The sequence below is a fragment of the Stenotrophomonas sp. SKA14 genome (assembly GCF_000158575.1).
In the GTDB taxonomy this organism is placed as follows: Bacteria; Pseudomonadota; Gammaproteobacteria; order Xanthomonadales; family Xanthomonadaceae; genus Stenotrophomonas; species Stenotrophomonas forensis.
Window position 1 is genome coordinate 4,783,802 of the sequence record NZ_DS999412.1, and the last position, 22,191, is coordinate 4,805,992.

Annotated in this window: 19 protein-coding genes; 10 read left to right on the top strand and 9 right to left on the bottom strand. The window is 62.9% G+C overall.

The window, feature by feature from the left end:
* Window positions 1–9: 9 nt before the first annotated feature.
* Window positions 10–1,413 carry a mannose-1-phosphate guanylyltransferase/mannose-6-phosphate isomerase gene (locus SSKA14_RS21900; protein WP_008265764.1) on the top strand — a complete coding sequence of 468 codons (1,404 nt, stop codon included), beginning with the start codon at window positions 10–12 and terminating at the stop codon, window positions 1,411–1,413.
* A gap of 75 nt (window positions 1,414–1,488) precedes the next feature.
* Here SSKA14_RS21900 and rfbD read toward each other — a convergent pair whose 3' ends face one another.
* From rfbD to rfbB, 4 genes are read right to left on the bottom strand one after another with little or no spacing between them, the layout of a single operon-like run.
* Complete coding sequence (gene rfbD, locus SSKA14_RS21905; protein ID WP_008266753.1) at window positions 1,489–2,382, bottom strand: dTDP-4-dehydrorhamnose reductase; 894 nt, start codon at window positions 2,380–2,382, stop codon at window positions 1,489–1,491.
* On the bottom strand, window positions 2,379–2,936 hold the full coding sequence (gene rfbC / locus SSKA14_RS21910; protein WP_008265298.1) for a dTDP-4-dehydrorhamnose 3,5-epimerase: 558 nt from the start codon (window positions 2,934–2,936) through the stop codon (window positions 2,379–2,381). Before rfbC ends, rfbD begins: the two co-directional genes overlap by 4 nt.
* Complete coding sequence (rfbA, locus tag SSKA14_RS21915; RefSeq protein WP_008268269.1) at window positions 2,933–3,820, bottom strand: glucose-1-phosphate thymidylyltransferase RfbA; 888 nt, start codon at window positions 3,818–3,820, stop codon at window positions 2,933–2,935. The genes rfbC and rfbA overlap by 4 nt, the downstream gene beginning before the upstream one ends.
* Window positions 3,821–3,834: 14 nt before the next feature.
* Window positions 3,835–4,890 (bottom strand): dTDP-glucose 4,6-dehydratase, encoded by a 1,056-nt coding sequence (gene rfbB / locus SSKA14_RS21920; protein ID WP_040008993.1) that lies wholly within the window; start codon window positions 4,888–4,890, stop codon window positions 3,835–3,837.
* 296 nt (window positions 4,891–5,186) lie between these two features.
* Between rfbB and SSKA14_RS21925 the strand changes: the two genes are divergently transcribed.
* The 7 genes from SSKA14_RS21925 (at window position 5,187) to SSKA14_RS21955 (ending at window position 11,950) form a co-directional block, all read left to right on the top strand.
* Window positions 5,187–5,933, top strand: a complete 747-nt coding sequence (locus SSKA14_RS21925) for an electron transfer flavoprotein subunit beta/FixA family protein (protein ID WP_008267872.1) — start codon at window positions 5,187–5,189, stop codon at window positions 5,931–5,933.
* Window positions 5,933–6,871: an electron transfer flavoprotein subunit alpha/FixB family protein gene (locus tag SSKA14_RS21930; protein WP_008266051.1), complete on the top strand. Its 939-nt coding sequence runs from the start codon at window positions 5,933–5,935 to the stop codon at window positions 6,869–6,871. Before SSKA14_RS21925 ends, SSKA14_RS21930 begins: the two co-directional genes overlap by 1 nt.
* A gap of 320 nt (window positions 6,872–7,191) precedes the next feature.
* Entirely contained in the window at window positions 7,192–8,148 is a 957-nt protein-coding gene (locus tag SSKA14_RS21935; protein ID WP_050413405.1) for a glycosyltransferase family 2 protein, read from the top strand.
* A gap of 4 nt (window positions 8,149–8,152) precedes the next feature.
* Window positions 8,153–8,911, top strand: coding sequence for a GNAT family N-acetyltransferase (locus tag SSKA14_RS21940; RefSeq protein WP_080376537.1), 759 nt, complete (start codon window positions 8,153–8,155; stop codon window positions 8,909–8,911).
* The gene (locus tag SSKA14_RS21945) at window positions 8,908–9,282 is read left to right on the top strand and encodes a hypothetical protein (protein WP_008265839.1); all 375 of its coding nucleotides are present in this window, start codon (window positions 8,908–8,910) and stop codon (window positions 9,280–9,282) included. The genes SSKA14_RS21940 and SSKA14_RS21945 overlap by 4 nt, the downstream gene beginning before the upstream one ends.
* Window positions 9,283–9,317: 35 nt before the next feature.
* Window positions 9,318–10,448: a dTDP-4-amino-4,6-dideoxygalactose transaminase gene (gene rffA / locus SSKA14_RS21950; protein ID WP_008266596.1), complete on the top strand. Its 1,131-nt coding sequence runs from the start codon at window positions 9,318–9,320 to the stop codon at window positions 10,446–10,448.
* Window positions 10,448–11,950, top strand: coding sequence for a hypothetical protein (locus SSKA14_RS21955; protein ID WP_008268063.1), 1,503 nt, complete (start codon window positions 10,448–10,450; stop codon window positions 11,948–11,950). The genes rffA and SSKA14_RS21955 overlap by 1 nt, the downstream gene beginning before the upstream one ends.
* 20 nt (window positions 11,951–11,970) lie before the next feature.
* Here SSKA14_RS21955 and SSKA14_RS21960 read toward each other — a convergent pair whose 3' ends face one another.
* Window positions 11,971–12,381, bottom strand: coding sequence for a hypothetical protein (locus SSKA14_RS21960; RefSeq protein ID WP_157636005.1), 411 nt, complete (start codon window positions 12,379–12,381; stop codon window positions 11,971–11,973).
* A 184-nt stretch (window positions 12,382–12,565) separates the two neighbouring features.
* Between SSKA14_RS21960 and SSKA14_RS21965 the strand changes: the two genes are divergently transcribed.
* Together SSKA14_RS21965 and wecB are read left to right on the top strand one after the other, a co-directional pair.
* Entirely contained in the window at window positions 12,566–12,997 is a 432-nt protein-coding gene (locus SSKA14_RS21965; RefSeq protein WP_008266741.1) for a hypothetical protein, read from the top strand.
* Window positions 12,998–13,124: 127 nt separating this feature from the next.
* A complete protein-coding gene (gene wecB, locus SSKA14_RS21970) occupies window positions 13,125–14,273 on the top strand; it encodes a UDP-N-acetylglucosamine 2-epimerase (non-hydrolyzing) (protein WP_269724183.1) in 1,149 nt (382 codons plus the stop codon).
* Window positions 14,274–14,330: 57 nt separating this feature from the next.
* Here wecB and SSKA14_RS23635 read toward each other — a convergent pair whose 3' ends face one another.
* Genes SSKA14_RS23635 through SSKA14_RS21990 form a run of 4 tightly spaced genes read right to left on the bottom strand, consistent with a single transcriptional unit; the run spans window position 14,331 to window position 22,132 of the window.
* Window positions 14,331–18,644 (bottom strand): glycosyltransferase, encoded by a 4,314-nt coding sequence (locus SSKA14_RS23635; protein ID WP_083797420.1) that lies wholly within the window; start codon window positions 18,642–18,644, stop codon window positions 14,331–14,333.
* Between the two features lie 41 nt (window positions 18,645–18,685).
* Window positions 18,686–20,113 carry an ABC transporter ATP-binding protein gene (locus SSKA14_RS21980; protein ID WP_008266472.1) on the bottom strand — a complete coding sequence of 476 codons (1,428 nt, stop codon included), beginning with the start codon at window positions 20,111–20,113 and terminating at the stop codon, window positions 18,686–18,688.
* Window positions 20,103–20,933, bottom strand: a complete 831-nt coding sequence (locus SSKA14_RS21985; RefSeq protein WP_040009008.1) for an ABC transporter permease — start codon at window positions 20,931–20,933, stop codon at window positions 20,103–20,105. Before SSKA14_RS21985 ends, SSKA14_RS21980 begins: the two co-directional genes overlap by 11 nt.
* On the bottom strand, window positions 20,930–22,132 hold the full coding sequence (locus SSKA14_RS21990; RefSeq protein WP_008264498.1) for a cystathionine gamma-synthase: 1,203 nt from the start codon (window positions 22,130–22,132) through the stop codon (window positions 20,930–20,932). Before SSKA14_RS21990 ends, SSKA14_RS21985 begins: the two co-directional genes overlap by 4 nt.
* Window positions 22,133–22,191: the final 59 nt, after the last annotated feature.

Below are 22,191 nucleotides of genomic sequence, written 5' to 3' on the forward strand. Positions count from 1 at the left end.
GAGGAACACATGAGCAGCATCCAGCCCGTCATCCTGTCCGGTGGATCCGGTACCCGCCTGTGGCCGCTTTCGCGCGAGGCGTACCCGAAGCAGTTCCTGCCTTTGGCAGGCGAGCTGACGATGCTGCAGGCCACCTGGAAGCGCGTGGCGCCGATCGCCGCGCGTGGGCCACTGGTGATCGCCAACGAAGAACACCGATTCGTCGCCGCAGAGCAACTGCAGCAGGTCGACGCCGAGCCGGCCGCGATCATCCTTGAACCGGTCGGCCGCAACACCGCCCCGGCCATCGCCGTTGCGGCGCTGGAAGCCACCCGCGACGGTGGCGACGCACTGCTGCTGGTGCTGCCGTCCGACCATGTGATCACCAACGAGGCCGCCTTCCGCAGCGCGGTGCAGGCCGCTGCCGGTGCCGCCGAGGCCGGCAAGCTGGTGACCTTCGGCATCGTGCCGACCGGACCGGAAACCGGCTATGGCTATATCAAGGCCGCCGAAGGCCGGGGCCTGCGAGCAGTCGAGCGCTTCGTCGAAAAGCCTGACCTGGAGACCGCCACCGGCTACGTCAGCAGCGGCCAGTACTACTGGAACAGTGGCATGTTCCTGTTCAAGGCCTCGCGCTACCTGCAGGAGCTTGAGCGCTTCCATCCCGCCATGCTGGCCGGCAGCCGCCAGGCCTGGCAGCAGGCGCGCCGCGATGCCGATTTCACCCGCCTGGACAGGGACGCCTTCACTGCGGTTGCGTCCGACTCGATCGACTATGCAGTGATGGAGAAGACTGCCGATGCAGTGGTGATTCCACTGGACGCCGGCTGGAACGATGTCGGCTCATGGACCGCGCTGCGCGATGTCTCACAGCAGGACGGCGATGGCAATGCGCATCAGGGCGATGTGATCGCCATCGACTGCCGCAACACCTACGCCTATGGCCAGCGTCTGGTCGCGATGGTCGGCCTGGATGATGTGATCGTGGTCGAGACCGATGATGCGGTGCTGGTCGGCAAGGCCGACCGCATGCAGGAGGTCAAGACCGTAGTGGCACAGCTGAAGGCCGAGGGTCGCAGCGAAGCCACCTGGCATCGCAAGGTCTATCGCCCGTGGGGCGCTTACGACTCGATCGACAACGGCGAGCGGTTCCAGGTCAAGCGGATCACGGTCAAGCCCGGCGGCACGCTCAGCCTGCAGATGCACCACCATCGCGCCGAACACTGGATCGTAGTCAGCGGCACCGCCGAGGTCACCCGTGGCGACGAAGTGATCCTGCTCAGCGAGAACCAGAGCACCTACATTCCGCTGGGCGTGACCCACCGCCTGCGCAACCCCGGCAAGCTGCCGCTGGAACTGATCGAAGTGCAATCCGGCAGCTACCTTGGCGAAGACGACATCGTGCGGTTCGAGGATACCTACGGGCGCAGCTGACCCGGCGACCTCTGGTGCATGCCGACCGTTGGTCGGGGTGGGTGCCGACCGTTGGTCGGCACGTCGCCTACCGGGTCATGCAATCTCTGCCATCACCCGCTTCAGACCGTCCTGCCACACTGGCAGCACGATGCCGAAATCCCGCTGCAGCTTGCGGTTGTCCAGCACCGACCAGGCCGGGCGCTTGGCCGGGGTCGGGTACTCGGAACTGGCAATCGCCTCGACCGTCGGCACCTTGGCCAACACGCCGCTGGCCAGCGCCTCGGCGAAGATCGCCTCGGCGAACCCGTGCCAGCTGGTCTGGCCGCTGGCGGTCAGGTGCCAGGTCCCGGACAGCTGCCCCGGATGCTGCAGCGCCTTCACGGTGACATCAGCGATCAGCGCGGCAGGCGTCGGCGTGCCGATCTGGTCGGCCACCACCCGCAACGCATCGCGCTCGGCGCCCACCCGCAACATGGTGCGCAGGAAATTCGCACCGTGCGAGGCATACACCCACGCTGTGCGGAAGATCAGGTGACGGCCGCCAGCCTCGCGCACCGCATCCTCGCCATCACGCTTGCTGGTGCCGTATACACCCAGCGGGGCGGTCGGTTCGTCCTCGCGGTAGGGCGCGCTGCCCTGGCCATCGAACACATAGTCGGTGGAGTAATGCACGAGCGGCACATCATGTGCCGCGCACCAGCGCGCGATCACGCCCGGCGCCTGCACATTGGCAGCGAAGGCAGCTTCGACCTCCTGTTCGGCACGATCAACGGCGGTATACGCGGCGGCATTGACCACCACTGTCGGCTGCAGGCGGTCCAGCAGTGCCGTCAGGCTGTCAGGCTGGGCAAAATCTGCCACTTCGCAGGGGCTGCCGTCGGGCAACTGACCGCTGCGGGTGGTCGCCACCACCACTCCCAGCGGCGCCAGCGAACGCAGCAGTTCCTGGCCAACCTGGCCGTTACCACCGAACACCAGCACCGTCATGCGATGTATACCGGCAGTCGGTCTTCGGCGATGTCCTTCAGGAACGGCGCGGTCTCGTCCTTGGCCGACAACGTTGGTGCGCTCACCGGCCAGTCCACCGCGATGTCAGCGTCGTTCCAACGGACACCGGCATCGAAGTCCTTCAGATAAACCTCGGTGCACAGGTAGCTGAACACCGCACGCTCGGACAACACGGCAAAGCCATGGGCAAAGCCCTCCGGGATCCAGAACTGCTTCTTGTTCTCCGCGCTCAACACCACCGCTTCCCACTGCCCGAAGGTTGGCGAGCCGCGACGGATGTCCACGGCCACGTCGTAGACCTCACCTTCCAGGACGCTGACCAGCTTGCCCTGCGGGCGCGGCCACTGGTAATGCAGGCCACGCAATACGTCCTGCGCCGAGGTCGACACGTTGCTCTGCACGAAGCGGTCGGGCAGGCCCAGCGAGGCAAAGCGCTCAGCATTCCAGGTTTCGAAGAAATAGCCGCGTGCGTCGCCGAACACGGCCGGTTCGATCACCACGCAGCCCGGCAACTTGGTTTCAATCACTTTCACGGAACGACTCCGCGCAAGGCGAGTTTGTGCAGGTACTGGCCGTAGCTGTTCTTGATCAACGGCGCGGCCAATGCTTCCAGCTGTTCTGCGCTGATCCAACCCTTGCCGAAAGCAATTTCTTCAGGGCAACACACCTGCAGGCCCTGGCGGGTCTGGATGGTCTCGATGAAGTTGGATGCCTCCAGCAGCGACTGGTGGGTGCCGGTATCGAGCCAGGCGTACCCTCGACCGAGCGCTTCCAGGTGCAGACTTCCCTCGTGCAGGTAGCGCTGGTTAAGGTCGGTGATCTCCAGCTCGCCGCGCGGCGACGGCTTGAGCTCGGCGGCGTAGTCGCTGGCATTGCCGTCATAGAAGTACAGGCCGGTGACCGCATAGTTCGACCGCGGATTCTCCGGCTTCTCGACCAGATCGATGACCTTGCCGTTCTTATCGAACTCGGCCACGCCATAGCGTTCCGGGTCGTTGACCCAATAGCCGAACACGGTGGCCCCAAGGCTACGCTGATCGGCACTATCCAGCACTTCGCGCAGACCGTGGCCGTGGAAGATGTTGTCGCCCAGCACCAGGCAGCTCGGCTTGCCGGCCACGAAGTCGCGGCCGATCAGATAGGCCTGGGCCAGTCCATCGGGACTGGGCTGCACGGCGTACTGGATGTCCATGCCCCACTGCGAACCGTCGCCCAGCAGCTGCTGGAACAGTGCCTGTTCGTGCGGGGTATTGATGATCAACACCTCGCGGATGCCCGCCAGCATCAATACGCTCAGCGGGTAGTAGATCATCGGCTTGTCATACACCGGCAGCAGCTGCTTGCTGACGCCCTTGGTGATCGGATACAGCCGGGTGCCGGAGCCGCCGGCCAGGATGATGCCTTTACGCTGCGTCATTTTCTCTTCCGGATTCAGGCCGCAGTGCCAATGCGCTGCAGGCGGTAGCTGCCATCCAGCACGCCGTTGACCCATTCCTGGTTGTCAAGGTACCAGTCGACGGTGAAGGCAATGCCCTGCTCGAAGGTATAGGCCGGCTCCCAGCCCAGGTCGTTCTTCAGCTTGGACGCGTCGATCGCATAGCGGCGGTCATGGCCCGGGCGATCAGCCACGTAGGTGATCTGGCTGCTGCGCGGCTGGCCGTCCTCGCGCGGGCGGCGCTGGTCCAGCAATGCACAGATGGCCTGCACCACCTCGATGTTCTGCTTCTCCGAGTTGCCGCCCACATTGTAGGTCTCGCCGACCTGGCCCTTGGCCAGCACGGTGCGGATCGCTTCGCAATGGTCGGACACGAACAGCCAGTCGCGCACCTGCTTGCCATCGCCGTACACCGGCAGCGGCTCGCCGGCCAGCGCCTTGGCGATCACCAGCGGGATGAGCTTCTCCGGGAAGTGGTACGGACCATAGTTGTTCGAGCAGTTGGTGGTCAGCACCGGCAGCCCGTAGGTATGGTGAAACGCACGCACCAGGTGGTCCGAGGCCGCCTTGGACGCCGAGTACGGAGAGTTCGGGGCGTACGGCGTGGTTTCGCTGAACTTGCCGGTTTCACCCAGGGTGCCATACACCTCGTCGGTGGACACGTGCAGGAAGCGGAACGCCGAGCCCTGCTCTGCCGGCAGCGCCTTCCAGTAGTCACGGACCGCTTCCAGCAGGCCCAGCGTGCCCACCACGTTGGTCTGGATGAAGGCGCCCGGGCCGTCGATGGACCGGTCGACATGGCTTTCGGCGGCGAAGTTCAGCACCGCGTCCGGCTGATGCTCGGCCAGCAGCCGGGCTACCAGCGCGCTGTCGCCGATGTCACCCTGCACAAAGACATGGTCCGGGTTGCCGTCCAGGCTGGACAGGGTCTTCAGGTTGCCCGCGTACGTCAGTACGTCAAGATTGATGACCTTCACCCCGCGCGCAACCGCTTCGAGTACGAAATTCCCGCCAATGAACCCGGCGCCGCCGGTGACAAGCCATGTGGGCACTACCCATTCTCCTGTTCGATATTCCATTACCGGAGCGCACCCTGCGCCCGATAGAGCGACACAGGATACATCGCGGGCCTCTTCCAGACTGTCCGGATGACGTGAACATGACATGTTCGGCCACAGATCCGGCCGCCGCCATGCTGCATCGCAGCACACCATACGCATTCGCATGGTCGTCCCGGGCCAGCTAGAATCAGGATCCCACCCCCGAACCGGTTGCTGTCGCAGGACCGGATGTTCCCCCAGCAAATGTGAGCCGGCCGGCGGCCGGCACTACAAGGACCCCGTACCAGATGAAAATCCTCGTCGCGTACAAGCGCGTGGTGGACTACAACGTCCGCATTCAGGTCAAGCCGGACGGTTCCGGCGTGGTCACCGACGGCGTCAAGCTGTCCCCCAATCCCTTCGATGAAATCGCCCTAGAAGAAGCCCTGCGCCTGCGCGACAAGGGCATCGCCAGCGAAGTCGTGGTTGCGACCATCGCTCCGGCCGACGCCCAGGCGCACCTGCGCAACGGCTTGGCCATGGGCGCGAACCGTGCCATCCATGTGGTCACCGACCAGGCCATCCAGCCACTGACCGCCGCCCGCACCCTGCTCAAGCTGATCGAGAAGGAACAGCCGGACCTGGTGATCCTGGGCAAGCAGGCGATCGACGACGACGCCAACCAGACCGGCCAGATGCTGGCCACGCTCTGGGGCCGTCCGCAGGCGACCTTCGCCAGCAAGCTTGAGATCGCTGACGGCAAGGCCACGGTCACCCGCGAGGTCGATGCCGGCCTGGAAACCCTCGAAGTGGACCTGCCTGCGGTGGTCACCACCGACCTGCGCCTGAACGAACCGCGCTTCATCAAGCTGCCGGACATCATGAAGGCCAAGGCCAAGCCGCTGGAGACCCTGCAGCTGGCCGACCTCGGCGTTGAAGCCGCCGACACCTTCAAGACCACCCACTACGCCGCGCCGTCCAAGCGCAGCAAGGGTGTGATGGTCAAGGACGCAGCCGAACTGGTTGCCGCACTCAAGCAGAAGGGGCTGCTGTAATGAGCAAGATTCTCGTCATCGCCGAGCACCACGACGGCAAGCTCAATGCCGCCACCGCCAAGACCGTCAGCGCCGCAGCCGCCATCAGCGGCGCCAGCATCGACGTGCTGGTGCTGGCCGCCGATCCGGCTGCCGTCGCTGCGGAAGCGGCGAAGATCGCCGGCGTCGCCAAGGTCCTGACCGTGGCCAACGCCGCCAATGCGCAGGCCATCGCCCAGGTGCTGGCACCGCAGATCGCGCAGCTGGCCAAGGGCTACAGCCACGTGTTCGGCCCGTCGACCACCTTCGGCAAGGACCTGATGCCGTGCGTGGCCGCCCTGCTCGGCGTCAACCAGGTCTCCGACCTGATGAGCGTCGAAGGCAGCCACACCTTCAAGCGCCCGATCTACGCCGGCAACGCGATCATCACCGTCGAGGCCCCGGCCGACCAGGTCGTGGTTGCCACCGTGCGTGCCGCGTCGTGGCCGGAAGCCGCCCAGGGTGGCAGTGCCGCCATCGAAGCGGCCAGCGTCGATGCCGCGCTGCCGACCCACACCCGCTTCGTCGGCCTGGCCGCCGGTGCCAGCGACCGCCCGGACCTGCAGAGCGCCAAGCGCGTGGTCTCCGGTGGCCGTGGCGTCGGCTCGGAGGAGAACTTCAAGGTCATCTTCCAGCTGGCCGACAAACTCGGCGCCGCCGTCGGTGCCTCGCGCGCAGCGGTCGATGCCGGCTATGTGCCCAGCGACCTGCAGGTCGGCCAGACCGGCAAGATCATCGCGCCGGAACTGTATGTGGCCGTTGGCATCAGCGGTGCGATCCAGCACCTGACCGGCATCAAGGACGCTGGTACGATTGTCGCAATCAATAAGGACCCGGACTCGCCAATCTTCGAGATCGCTGACATCGGGCTGGTCGGCGACCTGTTCAGCCTGCTGCCTGAGTTCGAAAAACAGCTTTGAGTATCTACCCGGGCGGCACGGTGCCTGTGCTGCCCGGGTAATGAACAATCAAACATCCGCCGTTGGGACTGAACATTCGCGCCAGTACGGCGACTCACGCGAGCCAGCTGCCGGACGAACTTCCGCTTCTCCGCGGCGCGGGTGCAGCTGCTACAATCCCGCGCCGCGGCAAGTTGCGTGCCCCATAGGCATTGCAGACGATGCCAAGCTGTTGGGGAACGCGAACCGCTTCGGGTTGTCAGCACCGCACTCCTGCTCGGACATCGCAGTCGTCCGAGAACTTCCGATTAATCCCGTAGTAAGTGAGTAACTCGCCCGTCATGGTAGATGGCATCAACGAACGCGCGGCACAGACGACCGAAGTTTCAGTCGTGATCCCGGTTTACGGCTGTCGAAACTGCCTGGAGGAACTCGTCGAACGCATTGGCGTAGCCCTGCGGCCCGTGTGCGAGGCGTACGAGATTATTCTGGTAGATGACAACAGCCCTGATCAGTCATGGCCGCGGATCAGGGAGCTTTCAGAACGGCATCCCGCCGTCAGGGGACTGCGGCTCTCGCGTAATTTCGGCCAGCACGCGGCCATCAGCGCAGGGCTGCAGTACGCCATCGGTGAACGGGTGGTGGTGATGGACTGCGATCTTCAGGATGTTCCTGAAGAGATTCCCAACCTGCTTGCCGCCCTTGAGGGCGACGTTGAGGTGGTGCTCGGGCAGCGCGTTGATCGCCAGGACACCTGGTTCAAGCGCACAGGGTCGATGCTGTTCTACAGGACGCTGGGGTGGCTGACAGACACGCGTTATGACCACACCACCGCCAACTTCGGCGCATACAGCCGCAAGGTGATCGACGCGCTCAACGACATGCCGGAGACAGACAGATTCCTGCCACTTCTCGTGCGCTGGACCGGATTCAACACCACCAAGGTGGCGGTGTCCCATGGAATGAGAACCGAAGGCAAGAGCAGCTACAGCTTCGGCAAGCTCCTTCAGATGGCCAGCAGGATCGCGCTGTCTTTCTCTGACAAACCACTGAGACTGGTCATGAGCGCCGCCCTGATTATTGCAGCGGTGGCGGCCGGCTTTGCCATCTTCAGCGTTTATCGTTACAGCGCTGGCGACGTCCGCGTTGCCGGGTTCACCAGCATCATCGCCTCCATCTGGCTTGTCGGCAGCATCATCATGGGCTGCATCGGCGTGCTCGGTCTTTACCTTGGGCGCGTGCATGGCGAAACCAAGCGCCGCCCCCGCTACCTGGTCTGGCAGGATACAAGGAAGTAAGACGATGCGTCCCTCAAAGCATCTGCAAGCGGCACCGCTGGACTCACGTCGTTTCGGAATCCAAGTGTTGCGTGGCACGGTCGACGCCGAAGTGAATCCGGCCGAGGTCATCGCCGAACTGGAGCACAGCGCGGCTGATCTTCTGATCCTGCGGGTGCCGGCTGGTGCGACCGCCCTGCCCACGCAATTGCAGCTCCAAGGGCACATTGCCATCCATGCAGACACCTTGGTTTACTACGCCATGGACCTGTCGCCGGCGACCGCGCCGCCGATCGAGCCCAAGGTGGAGCGGGCTGACGACCGCCACCGGGAGGCGATTGCGGCAATTGCCGAGCATGGTTTTTCCGATTACCGCGCACACTACGCCGCCAATCCGTTGCTCCCCAAGGACCAGGTACTCACCGGGTATGTGGAGTGGGCGCTCAGCCGCCTGCGCGAGGACACCGAGCGCTCGGCAACCTGGGTGGTCAGCGATGAAGGGACCGTCGCCGGCTTTGCCACCTGCGATGTAAGCGAGGATTCGGTGGAGATCATCCTCAACGCCGTACACCCGGATTTCGAACGACGCGGACTGTACGGAATGCTGCTGCGACAGATCCAACACCACTACGCGCACCAGGGCATGAAGCAACTGCTGATCTCTACCCAGATCTGGAATTTCACGGTGCAACGGCAGTGGACACGCAATGGGCTGCGCTTGTCCAAAGCCTATGATACCTATCATATCGACCGCAGACTGCGAGCCGGAGCACCAAGCCGATGAACAATCCTTTTGCTTGGTCAATGGTGGCGATGACCATCGTACTGACCAGCTACGGCCAGCTGGTCATCAAATGGCAGGCCAATCTTTTCAGGCCGGCAACCGAGGGACTGCTCTCGCGCCTTCCCGGTGTACTGCAGCTGCTTCTTCAGCCGTGGATCATATCGGCATTCGTTGCCGCGTTCGCAGCATCGCTTTGCTGGATGCTGGCCGTCTCCCGCCTGGAGTTGAGCAAAGCCTACCCGTTCATGGCGCTCAATTTTCTTCTTGTGTGCATCGCTGCAGTTCCGCTGTTCGGCGAGTCGTTCACCGTTGCCAAGGGTGTCGGCCTGGCGACCGTGGTGCTCGGCCTCATCATTCTCAGCCAGGGCTGATTGCCTCAACGGCTCTGTCATTCAAAGGCGTTTATATGATCCGCTTCAATCGTCCGTTCATGACCGGCACGGAACTCTCCTCCATCGCGCAAGCACATCAGAATGGTCATCTCTCCGGTGACGGTCCGTTCACCAAGGAGTGCCACGCCTGGTTGCGCGAAAAGACCAACGCGAAAGCCGCACTGCTGACTCATTCATGCACCGCTGCGCTGGAGATGGCTGCACTGTTGCTCAGACTGGAACCCGGCGATGAAGTCATCATGCCGTCCTTCACCTTCGTATCGACAGCGAGCGCGTTCGCTCTGCGCGGGGCCGTTCCTGTGTTCGTGGATGTGCGTGAAGATACACTCAACATCGACGAATCATTGATTGAGCAGGCCATCACCGAGAAGACGAAGGCCATCTGCGTCGTGCATTACGCCGGCGTCTCGTGCGAGATGGACGAGATCATGGCGACTGCGCGGCGCCACGGCCTTCGAGTGGTGGAAGATGCAGCGCAGGGCATCATGTCCAGTTATAGGGGTCGCCCGCTGGGTAGCATCGGCGACCTGGGCGCCTTCAGCTTCCACGAGACAAAGAACATCATCTCCGGTGAAGGCGGCGCACTGCTCTGCCGCGACGACGAGTTCGGCGAAGCGGCCGAGATCATCCGCGAAAAAGGGACCAACCGCAGTCGCTTCTTCCGCGGCCAGGTGGACAAGTACACCTGGGTGGATGTCGGCTCGTCATACCTGCCTGGCGAGATCACCGCTGCATTCCTGTCCGCGCAGATGCAGCAGGCCGAGCAGATCACGCAGCGGCGCCTGGCCATCTGGGATCAGTACCATGCATGGGCGCAGCAGCACGAGCAGGCTGGCCGGCTGCGGCGCCCGGTGATTCCCCCGCACTGCACGCACAACGCTCACATGTACTACATGCTGCTGCCCAGCCTGGAGGCACGTACCCATTTCATCGCGACCCTGCGCGAGCAAGGTGTGCAGGCGGTGTTCCACTACATCCCGCTGCACTCATCTCCGGCAGGCCAAGCGATCGGGCGTACCGGATCTTCGATGGCGGTCACCGACGACATCTCCGATCGTCTGGTCCGGATGCCGCTCTGGCTTGGCGTGGAGGACCATCTTCCCGCGATCTTCGCTGCAGCGGACCAGGCACTGGCGGGACGATGATGAAAAAGGGCGCCAGCGAGTGCATGCGGGGCGTGTTGGATTGGCCCAGCGCAGTCGTCCTGCTCTTGGCCATGGTCGCGTTCGCCAACGCCGCTATGTACATTTCCTATGCGGGAATCCCGTTTGTCACCTCTGACGGCTGGTATTTCGTCGACGGATTCCTGCAGAAGTATTACAACGGTGGCGTGACGCTGCAGGATCTGTACATGAAGCGAAGCGTGGATGACCACGCCCAGCCCATCCACAAACTGCTGCTGCTCTGGAACGCGGATCATTTCGCGCTCGACTTCGTGGTGGAGTCCTATATCGGCCTCGCCATAGCCAGCGTGGCCTGGATAGCGATGTTTCTCGCAATTCGGCATGACAACCGAACGCATGGATACTGGTGGGTGCTGCCCGCCGTTGCCACTGCCGCGAGCTTCGTCTCGCTCAGCGGCGGCATGGTTTACAGCTGGTCCTTGGTGACGCTGGGTTACCTCGCCCCATTGGTGCTGGTTGCGTTGGCCTTGACCAGCTGGCATGCGGTGGATCGCCGCCGCTGGCTGCCGTTGCTGCTGGTTGCGCCATTGGTTGCCTTCACCATGGACAACACGGCCGTCATCGCAGCACTCAGTGTCATTCTGACGCTTCTGATGTGGGCGGCCAAAGAGCGGGGTCGAGGCTGGCGGGCAGTCGCCGCCGCACTCGCTGTCATCGTGGGAAGCGTGGTGGCCTACCGGCTTGCCAGCAGCCTGTACTTTCATGCCAACTTGACTACGAGCGCGGGCGGTCCTTCGCTGGCTCCTGCGCTTCTCAGCCAAGGATGGCGGAAACTGTTGAACATGGTCCTTGGGCTAGCGGCATTGACGGTGTCCGATCGTGATGGCCTGCTCACCCGTCTGTTCACGAATCCGGACATTCCCCATCGCGCGCTCGCTATCTGCGTAATTCTTGCCCATGTCTGGTTCTGGTGGCGCGCAGCCCTTGATCGCTGGAACCAGACCCAGTTCCTCGCCGTAGCGATGATGCTCTTCTGCTACGGCGCCGCCGCAGGAATCGTCGTCACCCGCGTGCCGGTATTCGGCACGGATTACGTCTACCAGCAGCGTTATCTGATGATGTACCAGCTGGGTACCGTGGCACTGGCCCTTATGGCAGCAGGCAGTCGCTGGCCCACGTGGCAACGCGCCCAGCACCGGTTGGTCAGCATCGGCCTGGCTGCGCTAATCCTGCTCCAGTTGCCGCTCTCATGGGCGACCTGGCATGGTGCCAAATATGTGCAGGCCTACGGTAACAATGTGGGTCGACAGATCATCTTGCTCGGCCGTGATCCAAGCGTACACCTAGCGAACTGCTCGCCGGTCCTGGTCATCTGCCAAGCGGATCGCAGGGAGCAGATCCGCTCGATTGAACTGCTCCGAAAGTATCGGTTGAATGCGTACTCACCCGTCATGCTGAAGCGTTACTCGATGGAAGCGCTGCAACGCGATCCAGGACCCGCCGAGATTGTCGCCGGACCCTGAACCGGCTGCGCCAAGCAGTATCACTTCTGCATGGCGCAGCCAACAGGCTCCGTTACCCGGGTAAAGAAAAGGTCTTTACCATTGTCGGCGTTCTGGACCAGAATCCTGTCACCCGGCTGAAGCTTGGGCTGCACCAACACCTGCCCCGACCTCGGCCCATGAGCCAGATCCTCACGTGCGCCGCCTTTGCGCACAATCTGCACATTGACTCCCTGAGCCGCATTCTTCTCCGGAACCGTCCAGCGGACTTCAGCAGCCTGCCCATCGGCACACGGCACGTCCGGCAAGGGGGCCACGCAGAGCAGGCAGGCATCGCCCCTGGCGCGATCTTCGACAATCTTGTACGGTACGGCCGAACCATCAGCCGCCGGGCGCTGACACCCAGCGAGCGCCAACATGCCTGCAATCACCACCGTCTTGCCTGCGTCCACGTTATACCCCATCATCAGCTCTGAGCGCGCTGGCTACATGCGGCTCTTCGACCAGGTAGCATATACAAGCGCTCGTCATACATGAAGTCGCATGGATCATTTGAGATCCTCGCGGGCTTTCCCCCCGGTTACTCACTAAAAACCAAATTCAGGACTTATGAGCATCACTCGCAAGACGCACTGGATGTTCGTCGCCGCCATTGCCGGCACCTTGGCGCTGGCCGCCTGTTCACCGCCGCAGAACGCTGAAAGCGAGGCCGCCAAGGCCGAAGCCTCTGCACCTGTCGCGGAGGCGGCTACGCCCGCAGCAAAGCCTATCGACGCCCTGACCGGCTTGAAGATCGTGGGCTATGGCCCGACCACCGCCAAGGCTTCGACGGCATCCGACGCGCGCGTGGATGTGTGGGCTACGGCTGACCGTTCGCTGGAAGGTTACCAGGCATCGCTGTGGCTGAATGGCCAACAGCTTGAAAATGCTGCGGTTTCCGGTGTCACCGCCACAGGCACGCTGCCGGCATCGCTGCTCGCCACGCCGGGTACCTACCCGCTGGAAATCCGGATCGGCGAAAATGGCGAACTGCTGACCAGTGAGAAGGTCGATTTCGTCATCGAGTGACTGAACCGGGTTGTCACGAAGAAGGGGCCGAAAGGCCCCTTTTTCTTTGGTTTCATTCATGCCGGCTTGTTCAGGCTGGCGACGCCACGCCGACCGCGAAACGCTAGAATGCAGTTCGACCCGAGGAATGGCTGAATTCGCCGATATGACGGAACAACGCAAGAAAGTGCTGGTTGCCTTCGGCACCCGCCCCGAGGCCATCAAAATGGCACCGGTGGTGGAAGCATTCGAAAGAGATGGCACCATGGACGTGGTCGTGGCAGTCACCGCCCAACACCGGCAGATGCTTGACCAGGTACTTGACCTGTTCGGAATCGTGCCGGACGAGGACCTGGACGTCATGCAGCCTGGCCAGACCCTGTCTGGACTCTTCGCCCGCATCCTCACCGGGATGAGCGACGTCATCGCACGCCACGCACCCGATATCGTCCTGGTACATGGCGATACGTCGACCACGCTGGCTACCGCGCTCGCCGCGTTCTACAACAAGGTCAAAGTTGGTCACGTGGAAGCAGGCCTTCGCACCGGCGACATCTGGGCTCCTTGGCCGGAAGAAGCCAACCGCTGCCTCACCGCACCGCTGAGCAGCCTGCATTTCGCACCCACGGAGCGGTCGCGGGCGAATCTGGCTCGGGAAGGCATCCAGGATGATGTCATCGAGATCACCGGCAACACGGTCATCGATGCCCTGCTGGACGTGGTGGAGCGCATCGAAAGCGATGACGCCCTGGCCAGCCGTCTGGGCGAGCAGTTGCCCTTCCTGGATCCGACCCGCCGGCTGGTGCTGGTCACCGGACACCGCCGCGAGAACTTCGGCGACGGATTTGAACAGATATGCCATGCGTTGAAGGCATTGGCCCAACGGGGTGACGTGCAGGTTGTATACCCCGTCCACCTGAATCCGAATGTACAGGAGCCGGTAAACCGGATTCTGGCAGGCGCCGACAATGTGGTCCTGATCGACCCGCAGGATTATCTGCCGTTCGTGTACCTGATGTCGCGCGCCAGCCTGATCATCACCGACTCAGGTGGCGTGCAGGAAGAAGCGCCCTCACTGGGCAAGCCGGTCTTGGTGATGCGCGACACCACCGAGCGTCCGGAAGCGGTGGATGCCGGTACAGTGCGCCTGGTAGGCACTGATGCACAGCGGATTGTCGCAGAGGCAACGCGCCTGCTTGACGACCCGGCCGCCTATGCGGAGATGTCACGGGCCCATAATCCTTACGGGGACGGGAAGGCGTCTGCCCGCATCGTGGAACGGGTACGCCGCATCTGACACGGTGGATGTCCGCTCCGCGTCACGCAGGAGCGGGCATCCACTCAGGCACCCGGGTTAGTGGCGGTCACGTTCGCGGTATACGTGCGGCACCCACGGCCCCCATTTCGCCTCATAGATGGCCTTGTTCTTTTCGAACAACACCTGTTTGGCATCGCTCTTGAGCTTGTTGAAGCTCGCCGAAAGATGGTGATGCACGAACACATCATCGGCACAGAGGATGCTGAAGCCTTCCAGTGACAGCCGACGGCAGTAGTCATCGTCTTCGAAGAAACCAACTCCGAAGTTCTCGTCCATCGGCCCGACACGCTCGTACGCTTTGCGCGTCATCATCACACAGAAGAATGCCGCGGTGGTGAGCTCGAAGGCCATGCCAGGATGACGGCGGGTATGCTCGCTTGCGCGCTCGATCATCTCATCCATCGTCGCGTAGTGGATCTCGATACGTGCTTCATTGCCGATGTTGTTGGTCACCGGCCCGATCAACCCTGCTTCAGGATTGCGCTTCAGATGACGAACCATGCCGCGGACCCAGCCAGGAGTGACATAGGTATCGTTGTTGAGCACCACAAGATACTCTCCCGTGGCCGCGCTCAGACCGACATTGTTGCCGGCCGAGAAGCCCAGGTTGGAATCGTTGCGGATGAAGATTCGATTCTCCGCACCGGCTGCCCAGTCGGCAAGGAACTCCGGCGTACCGTCGCTTGAGGCGTTGTCGACTGCAATGATCTCCAGATTCGGGTAGTCGCTGTAAAGGTCCAGGCTGTGCAGGCAGGCCTGGGTGAATTCGAGATTGTTGTAGCACAGCACAATGACGCTGACCCTCGGTTCCTCGATCTGCACAAGCGCCGCATCCAGGTCGACAGCGCGATGCGCCCACGTCTGCTGCCGTGCGAAGCGCTGCCGCGCATGCACCGCATCGGTATGCATGTCAGCGGGCTGGAGGGCCAGCGAAACCTGCTCGGAGAACTGGGCCGGCGCCGTTGCGAGCCGGACCAGCCCTTCGAACTGCGACATTTCCGGCAAATCCACCGACACCGTGGGCTTGCCTGCGCTCAGGTACTCGTACACCTTCACCGGATTGGTGGCCAAGGTCAGCGGGATCACCCGGAACGGCAACAGGCAGACATCAAACGCATGCAGCCAGTAGGGCAGCTCCTTGTACGGCACCTCACCCACAAACTGTACGTTGGCAACGCCGGTGAGCCGTTCAGCAGCGCCTGCGGTATCGCGCCCGACCAGCAAGATCAGGTCCTGCGGATGATCCTCGGCAACACGGCGCACCAGCTCCACGTCGAACCATTCGGCAATTGCACCGTAGTAACCGATGATCCGGCGGCCAGCGGCATCGACGAACACCTGCTCCGGACGCTCGCAGAAGTGTTCGTACTCGGTCGCATTGCGGATCATGGCGATATTGGACGATTTGTCCTGCATCTCTTCATACAGCCACTGCGACGTGACGATCAGCAGGTCTGCGCTCTCCACCAGTGCGCGTTCGCCGGCCAGAACGCTCTCCGCGTTGTCCTCGAAGCCACCGTGGTGATCCATGCAGTCATACACCAGGCGCATGTTGGGCAGGCTCTGTGCAGGCTGCAGCCAGAACGGGTGCTGCACCAGCGAGATGGAACGCGTGCTACCCGTCCAGCGCAGCAATTCGCCCATGCTGGCCTGGAGAGCCTGGACCTGTTCGCCAGTCGCAACATCGAAGTAGATCTGCGGTGAGCCGGCCAGGTTGAGATTGACCTGGAACAGCCGTCCTTCCGTATCCAGTGCCTCGACGGTGAAACCGGGCTCGGCAGAGTCCGCGAAGTTGTTGGAGATGTAGAAGACACGGTGCCCCTTGCCGGCCATCGCAGCAGCCAGATGCTGGGGACGCTGCATGCGGAAATGCCAGTCGATCACCGCCCACACGAACACGTCCTCCAGCACCGGCTCGGCAAGCGCAGGGCGTGGCACCTCGATCTTCAGGGTGGTCAACACGGTGTTGTAGTTGGACCGGATCATGCCGATCAGGCGCGCCTTGTCGGCAGGATCAATACGGCCGGTGCGTGCCGAACGGCGGATGAAGTTCCACGCCCGGCTCAGGCGTCCGGAGCGCCGCGCGGGCACGCCAGCAGTGCCGTCACCGGTGGAGTCGCTGACGATGGCCTGACGGATCAGGTGCCATGTCGCCCGTGGCTCGAGGATCAGACGCTTGAGAACACGGATGGGGCGCGTGAGCACCCAGGAGGAGCTGCCGTACACCTCGACGAGTTCCTGCTCCAGATCCAGCACACGCTGATGCAGCTCGGTAATATCCCGATTCATCGCCGCATGCAGATCCATGCCCCCAGCGACGTTGGCAAGATCCTGCCGGATGGAGGTTTCCATTCCCTTGATCGCTTGTTCCATGTTTACTTCAATACCCCTGATTGCTTCATTGAAAGCCAAGCGAGACTCGCGGCGGAATTCGCCCGTACTCGCAATAGTCTGCTGACGGATGGTGTCGCGTATCGCTGACATCTCCCGCCCAACAAGTTCGGTGTGTATCTGTGATTCGTGCCGTGCGGCTTGCCGCAGCGTTTCGAATTCGGCGCGCAGCTCTACCCGCAGATCGTTCGAAACCTGGCTTTGATGACGATGAATCGCCTCGATTTCTGCAACAATATGCTCGCGCAGGCCATCCATCAGGCGGCCCGCACCGACATGCATCGCTTCACGGATGCGAGTGGACTCGTGCCGATGATCGGCCGCCATTCTAGCGGCAACGTCGTGCAGCTGGTTGTTCATTTCCCGCATATCGGGCCGAAGGACATCCAATGCACGCTGGACCTCCAGTTCGAGCGTCTGCCGGTAGCCGGCCGATACCCGGCTCTCCATCTCATGCAGTTCATCCGCAAGCCCTGCAACGTCGGGCCTGAGCAGATCGAGCGCACGCTGCATCTCCCGTCCCAGGGCCAGGCGGAGCGAGGAGTCGGCAGCGCCGCCGGCCTCGGCAAGACTCCCGAGCCGGGCATCCAGCCGCGCCATCCAGTCCTGCATCTCGGTAAGAAGCGCGTCGCTCCGCGCAATCTCAATAGCGGGCGCAGAAATCTGCTCGACGCTGTGGCGCGTCGCGATGCCCTGCTGCTCGACAATGGAACGCGTAAATGCCTGGGAAAAGATGGTGAACGCCGGGACGATGGGAGTACCCATGACCAATGGGGACGCGACGACGCGAGACATCGCGTCCATCACTTCACGCGACCAGTAAGCGGACGCATCCGAGTCGGGGTACATGGCACGCAGCTGCACCACGTAGGCTTCCAAGATCACCGAGCGTGCGGGGAGCAGTTCCGGCAGGCTCCTGGCAAACCGCTCCCATAGCGCAACGGCATCATGGTCGACGAGCAGCTGGCGCGAGAATGCCGCAGTATCCTGGGCATCACGACGCTGGAGCTGGGCACCCAGTTCGGCGGAACTCACGGTTCCAAGCCCGCGACCGGAGAGATTGGTGTGCACGGCGTCCGCGTACAACTCCGGGCCGAGCAGCCCTTTCACCCCATCGTAGCCAACCAGCACTACCGGCACCCCTGCTGCAACGCCTTCCAGCGCCACTCGGCCCATGCCAGCGACACCGGCGTAAGCCTGCATCAGGGAGGAAGCATCTGCCGACGGGCCAAGCAGCCTGACGAATCCGCTCTCGATCAGGTCGGCAAGTGCCTCCTTCACCCTGGTGATGGCCACGCCATCGCCACAGATATCAACACCCGGCAATCCAATTTCCGCGGCCGAACGCGCGAAGTGAATGACGCCCTCTGCCTTGGCCGGATCCAGTCGTGATACGGCCAGCCAACGGTCACTGCGCTCCTGGCTGGTGCTTGCTATGACGGCAGGCACGGCATTGGGAAGAACGGACAGCCGTCCCGACACAACATAGGGCTCCGCCAAGGCGGCGACCTCGCCCGAAACAGCCGATACGTGGCTGGCGGAGGGAAGCACCAGCGACGCCATCATGAAGTCATACGCAGCTCCGTAGCTGCCTGACACTGAACTGGGACCGTGGAGTGTCGCCACGCACGGAATGCCCAGGACCGACGATGCCGCCATCGCCGGCACCAGCGACGTGAACGGGTGAGCGTGGATCACCGACACCCCCTCACGCCGGACCAGATCGACCAGTTGGTCGACGGCATCCAAGAAGTCGCTGATGGACGCCTCAGGCCCAAGTGGCAGCCCGGTCGTTGCCGATGCAAGACCGCTCGGCAGTATTGCAGATGAGAAGCGCCGTCCACATGCGAAATGGACCCGCCACCCTTGTCGCACCAACTGCTCAATCTCACAGCGGATGTAGGTTTCGACACCGCCAAGCTCGAAAGCCTCGGTGACAAGCAGCAATGACTTTTCCATTTGATCTCCGATGCGGGCGGTGTGGAGCAGGCTGCGCAATCTCAGCCAAGCCGGGTAAAGCTCACATCCACCGGAAGTGCGGCAATGCCAGTTCCCTTCGCGCGCGGCGCCCGCACCTTCAGGATGATCACGTCGGTCTTGCGGTCCAGATAGGCCATATCGGCGTGGCTGATCGCCTCTGCCAACGCCAAGGTGACAAAATATGTCCCCTCGCACAGCGCCAGATCAATATTGAATCGGACTTCACATGTCTCACCTGCGTGTACTCCAATCAAGTTGGCCTGGTGGTACATGGTACTGCTGCCAAATGCGGAAACACCTTCAACAGTGCGCAGGAGCAGGCCGAACTGCATTTCTTCGATTTCGTCAAAGGCCCTGACGCGGGCCACCAACGTGACCCGCTCGCCGGTCATGAAAACTTCGCAGCGCTCTCCGGCTGCATCAAGCGCAGCCCAGTTCTCAATGTAGGCGCGCAGCCTGCCCTCGCCTTCAGTGGCCAGCACCACGGCCGTAGCGTCGGGAGGGGCAATCTCCGCGATGGGCTCCATCCCTATGGCTTCGGCATCTGCCAGCTCATCGACAACCAGCGGATCGGCCACCTCGCCGAGCACCTCCTGCGTTACCGGAACGTCAATGACCGGCTCGATGATCTGAGGCAGGGCCACGCTTTGCGCTGCAGTTGCGGCAGCCTCAGCGGCCTCGGAGTTGACATAGCGCAGGTATGCCTTCTCATCCGAGTACAACAGCGCGTGGTACTGGTCGATGATCGCATTGGCCTCACCGATGCCGTGCAGGCGCCCCTTGTGCAGCAGCACGGCGCGCTGGCAGAACTTCTCCACCGTGGAGGTGGCGTGGGTGACGATCAGAATCGCGCAGCCCTTGGCGCGCAGGCCTTCGATGTAGTCATAGCACTTGCGCTGGAACTTCTCGTCACCGACCGACAGCGCTTCGTCGACGATCAGCACCTGAGGTTCCACGCAGGCCTGCACCGCGAACGCCAGCCGCACGTACATGCCGCTGGAGTAGGTGCGCACTGGCTGGTCGATGTGTTCGCCGATATCGGCGAAGGCTTCGATCGCCGCGAAGCGATCTTCCATCTGCTCGCGAGTGAAGCCTAGCACCGCGCCATTGAGGTAGACGTTTTCGCGGCCGGTGAAATCCGGGTTGAAGCCAGAGCCCAGTTCCAGCAGTGCGGCCAGCAGGCCATTGACCGTCACTTCGCCACGTGTTGGCGAAAGGGTGCCGGCGATGATCTGCAGCAACGTACTTTTGCCGCCGCCGTTGCGGCCGAGGATGCCAATAGTCTCCCCCGGTGCCACGCTGAAGGAGACATCGTCGAGCGCCCAGAATTCCTTGTAGTACTTGCGTCCCTTGGGCGCGAAGAACTGGCGCAGGCGGTCGCGCGGCGAGTTGTACATCTCGAAGCACTTGGAGATGCCCGAGACGGTGATGGCCGGTTCAGAGGACATCGGCGAACCCCCTGCGCGTCTTCTGGAACCACGCAAAGCCCAGCCAGGCCAGCATAACGCCCACGGCCATGGAGATCGACCATGTGCCCCAATCCAGGCCCTTGCCCCACATCAGCACGTTGCGCACCTGCTCGACGGTGGAGGTGAGCGGACTGATGTTCATGAAGGGGCGGTACTGTTCGGGCATGATCGAGACTGGATAGAAGATAGGCGACAGGTACATCAGAACCAGGGTGACCACGCCGATCACCTGAGCCACGTCGCGCAAGTACACGCCCAGCGAGGCCAGCACCCACGAGAAGCCCAGCGTCATCAGCACCAGAGGCAGCACCGCCAGCGGCAGGAACAGCGCTGTGGCCGGCGGCATGCCGACGAACACGGCGTAGAAGACCAACCACACCACCAGGCTCACCAGCAGGTGGAACAGGCTCGAACCAAGAGACACGATCGGCAGGATTTCCAGCGGGAACACCACCTTCTTCACGTAGCCTGCGTTGCCAGTCACCAGCAGCGGGGCCCGGTTGCAGCATTCGGCGAACATGTTAAAGACCATGAGGCCGGCGAACAGGACCAGCGCGAACTCGGTCTTGGAACCGTCGCCGCCGCTCCAGCGGGCCTTGAATACGTAGCTGAAGACGAAGGTGTAGACGGCCAGCATCAGGATCGGGTTGAAGAAGGACCACAGCAGGCCCATCACCGATCCGCGGTAGCGCCCCACCACTTCACGCGCGACCAAGCCCTTGAGCAGGTCACGATTGCGGGCCACGCTGCGCGCGAGCGCGAGCGGCGAAGCCGATTCCCTGGCATTCCGGTTGTTCAACGTCCGTTCCTTGAAGTCCCGCCCACCGGCGCCAGTGCCCTTTCCAGATCCACCTGCAGATCCCCCAGCTCTTCAACACCCACGCTCAACCGCACCAGCGCGTCACTGATGCCCAGCTGTTCGCGGCGCGCGACCGGGATCGAGGCATGCGTCATCACCGCCGGGTGGTTGACCAGGCTCTCCACGCCGCCCAGCGACTCGGCCAGGGTGAACAGCTCGGTCTTCTCGCAGAAACGCTTGGCCGCCTCGAAACCGCCCTTGAGCACGATCGAGACGATGCCGCCGTAGCCGGCCATCTGCTTGCCGGCGAGTTCGTGCTGCGGATGCGACGGCAGCCCCGGGTAGATCACCTTCTCCACCGCCGGGTGCTTTTCCAGCCACTGCGCCAGCGCCAGCGCGTTGGCACAGTGCGCCTTCATGCGCAGCGGCAGGGTTTTCAGGCCACGCAGGGCCAGGAAGCTGTCGAACGGGCCCTGCACGCCCCCCACCGAGTTCTGCAGGAAGGCCATCTGCTCGGCCAGTTCGGCGTTGTCGCCCACCACGACCATGCCACCGACCATGTCCGAGTGGCCATTGAGGTACTTGGTGGCCGAATGCAGGACCAGATCGGCACCCAGTTCCAGCGGGCGCTGCAGCATCGGCGAGGCGAAGGTGTTGTCCACCACCACGATCAGGCCATGGCGCTTGGCGATGGCGGCGACCGCCGCGATGTCGACGATCTTCAGCATCGGGTTGGTCGGGGTCTCGATCCAGACCATCTTCGTCTTCGACGTGATCGATGCCTCGAACGCAGCCAGATCGGTCAGGTCGACAAAGCTGAAATCCAGCCCGGCGGTGCGCCGGCGCACGCGCTCGAACAGGCGGAAGCTGCCGCCGTAGATGTCATCCATCGCCACCACGTGGCTGCCGGCATCCAGCAGTTCGATCACGGTGGAGCTGGCCGCCATGCCCGAAGCGAAGGCGAAGCCGCGGGTGCCGCCTTCCAGCGACGCCACGCAACGCTCGTAGGCAAATCGGGTCGGGTTGTGGGTACGCGAATACTCGAAGCCCTGGTGCTCGCCCGGGCTGGACTGGGCATAGGTCGAGGTGGCGTAGATCGGCGGCATCACCGCGCCGGTGCTCGGGTCCGGCGACTGGCCGCCGTGGATGGCCAGGGTGGCCAGGGCCAGTGCCCGGTCGGGCGAAGAGGAGTGGGACATGTCGTTTCCTGAATGGCGCCGACCTGCGGCGCCGTCAAAGGATCGGGAGTCTACCAGCG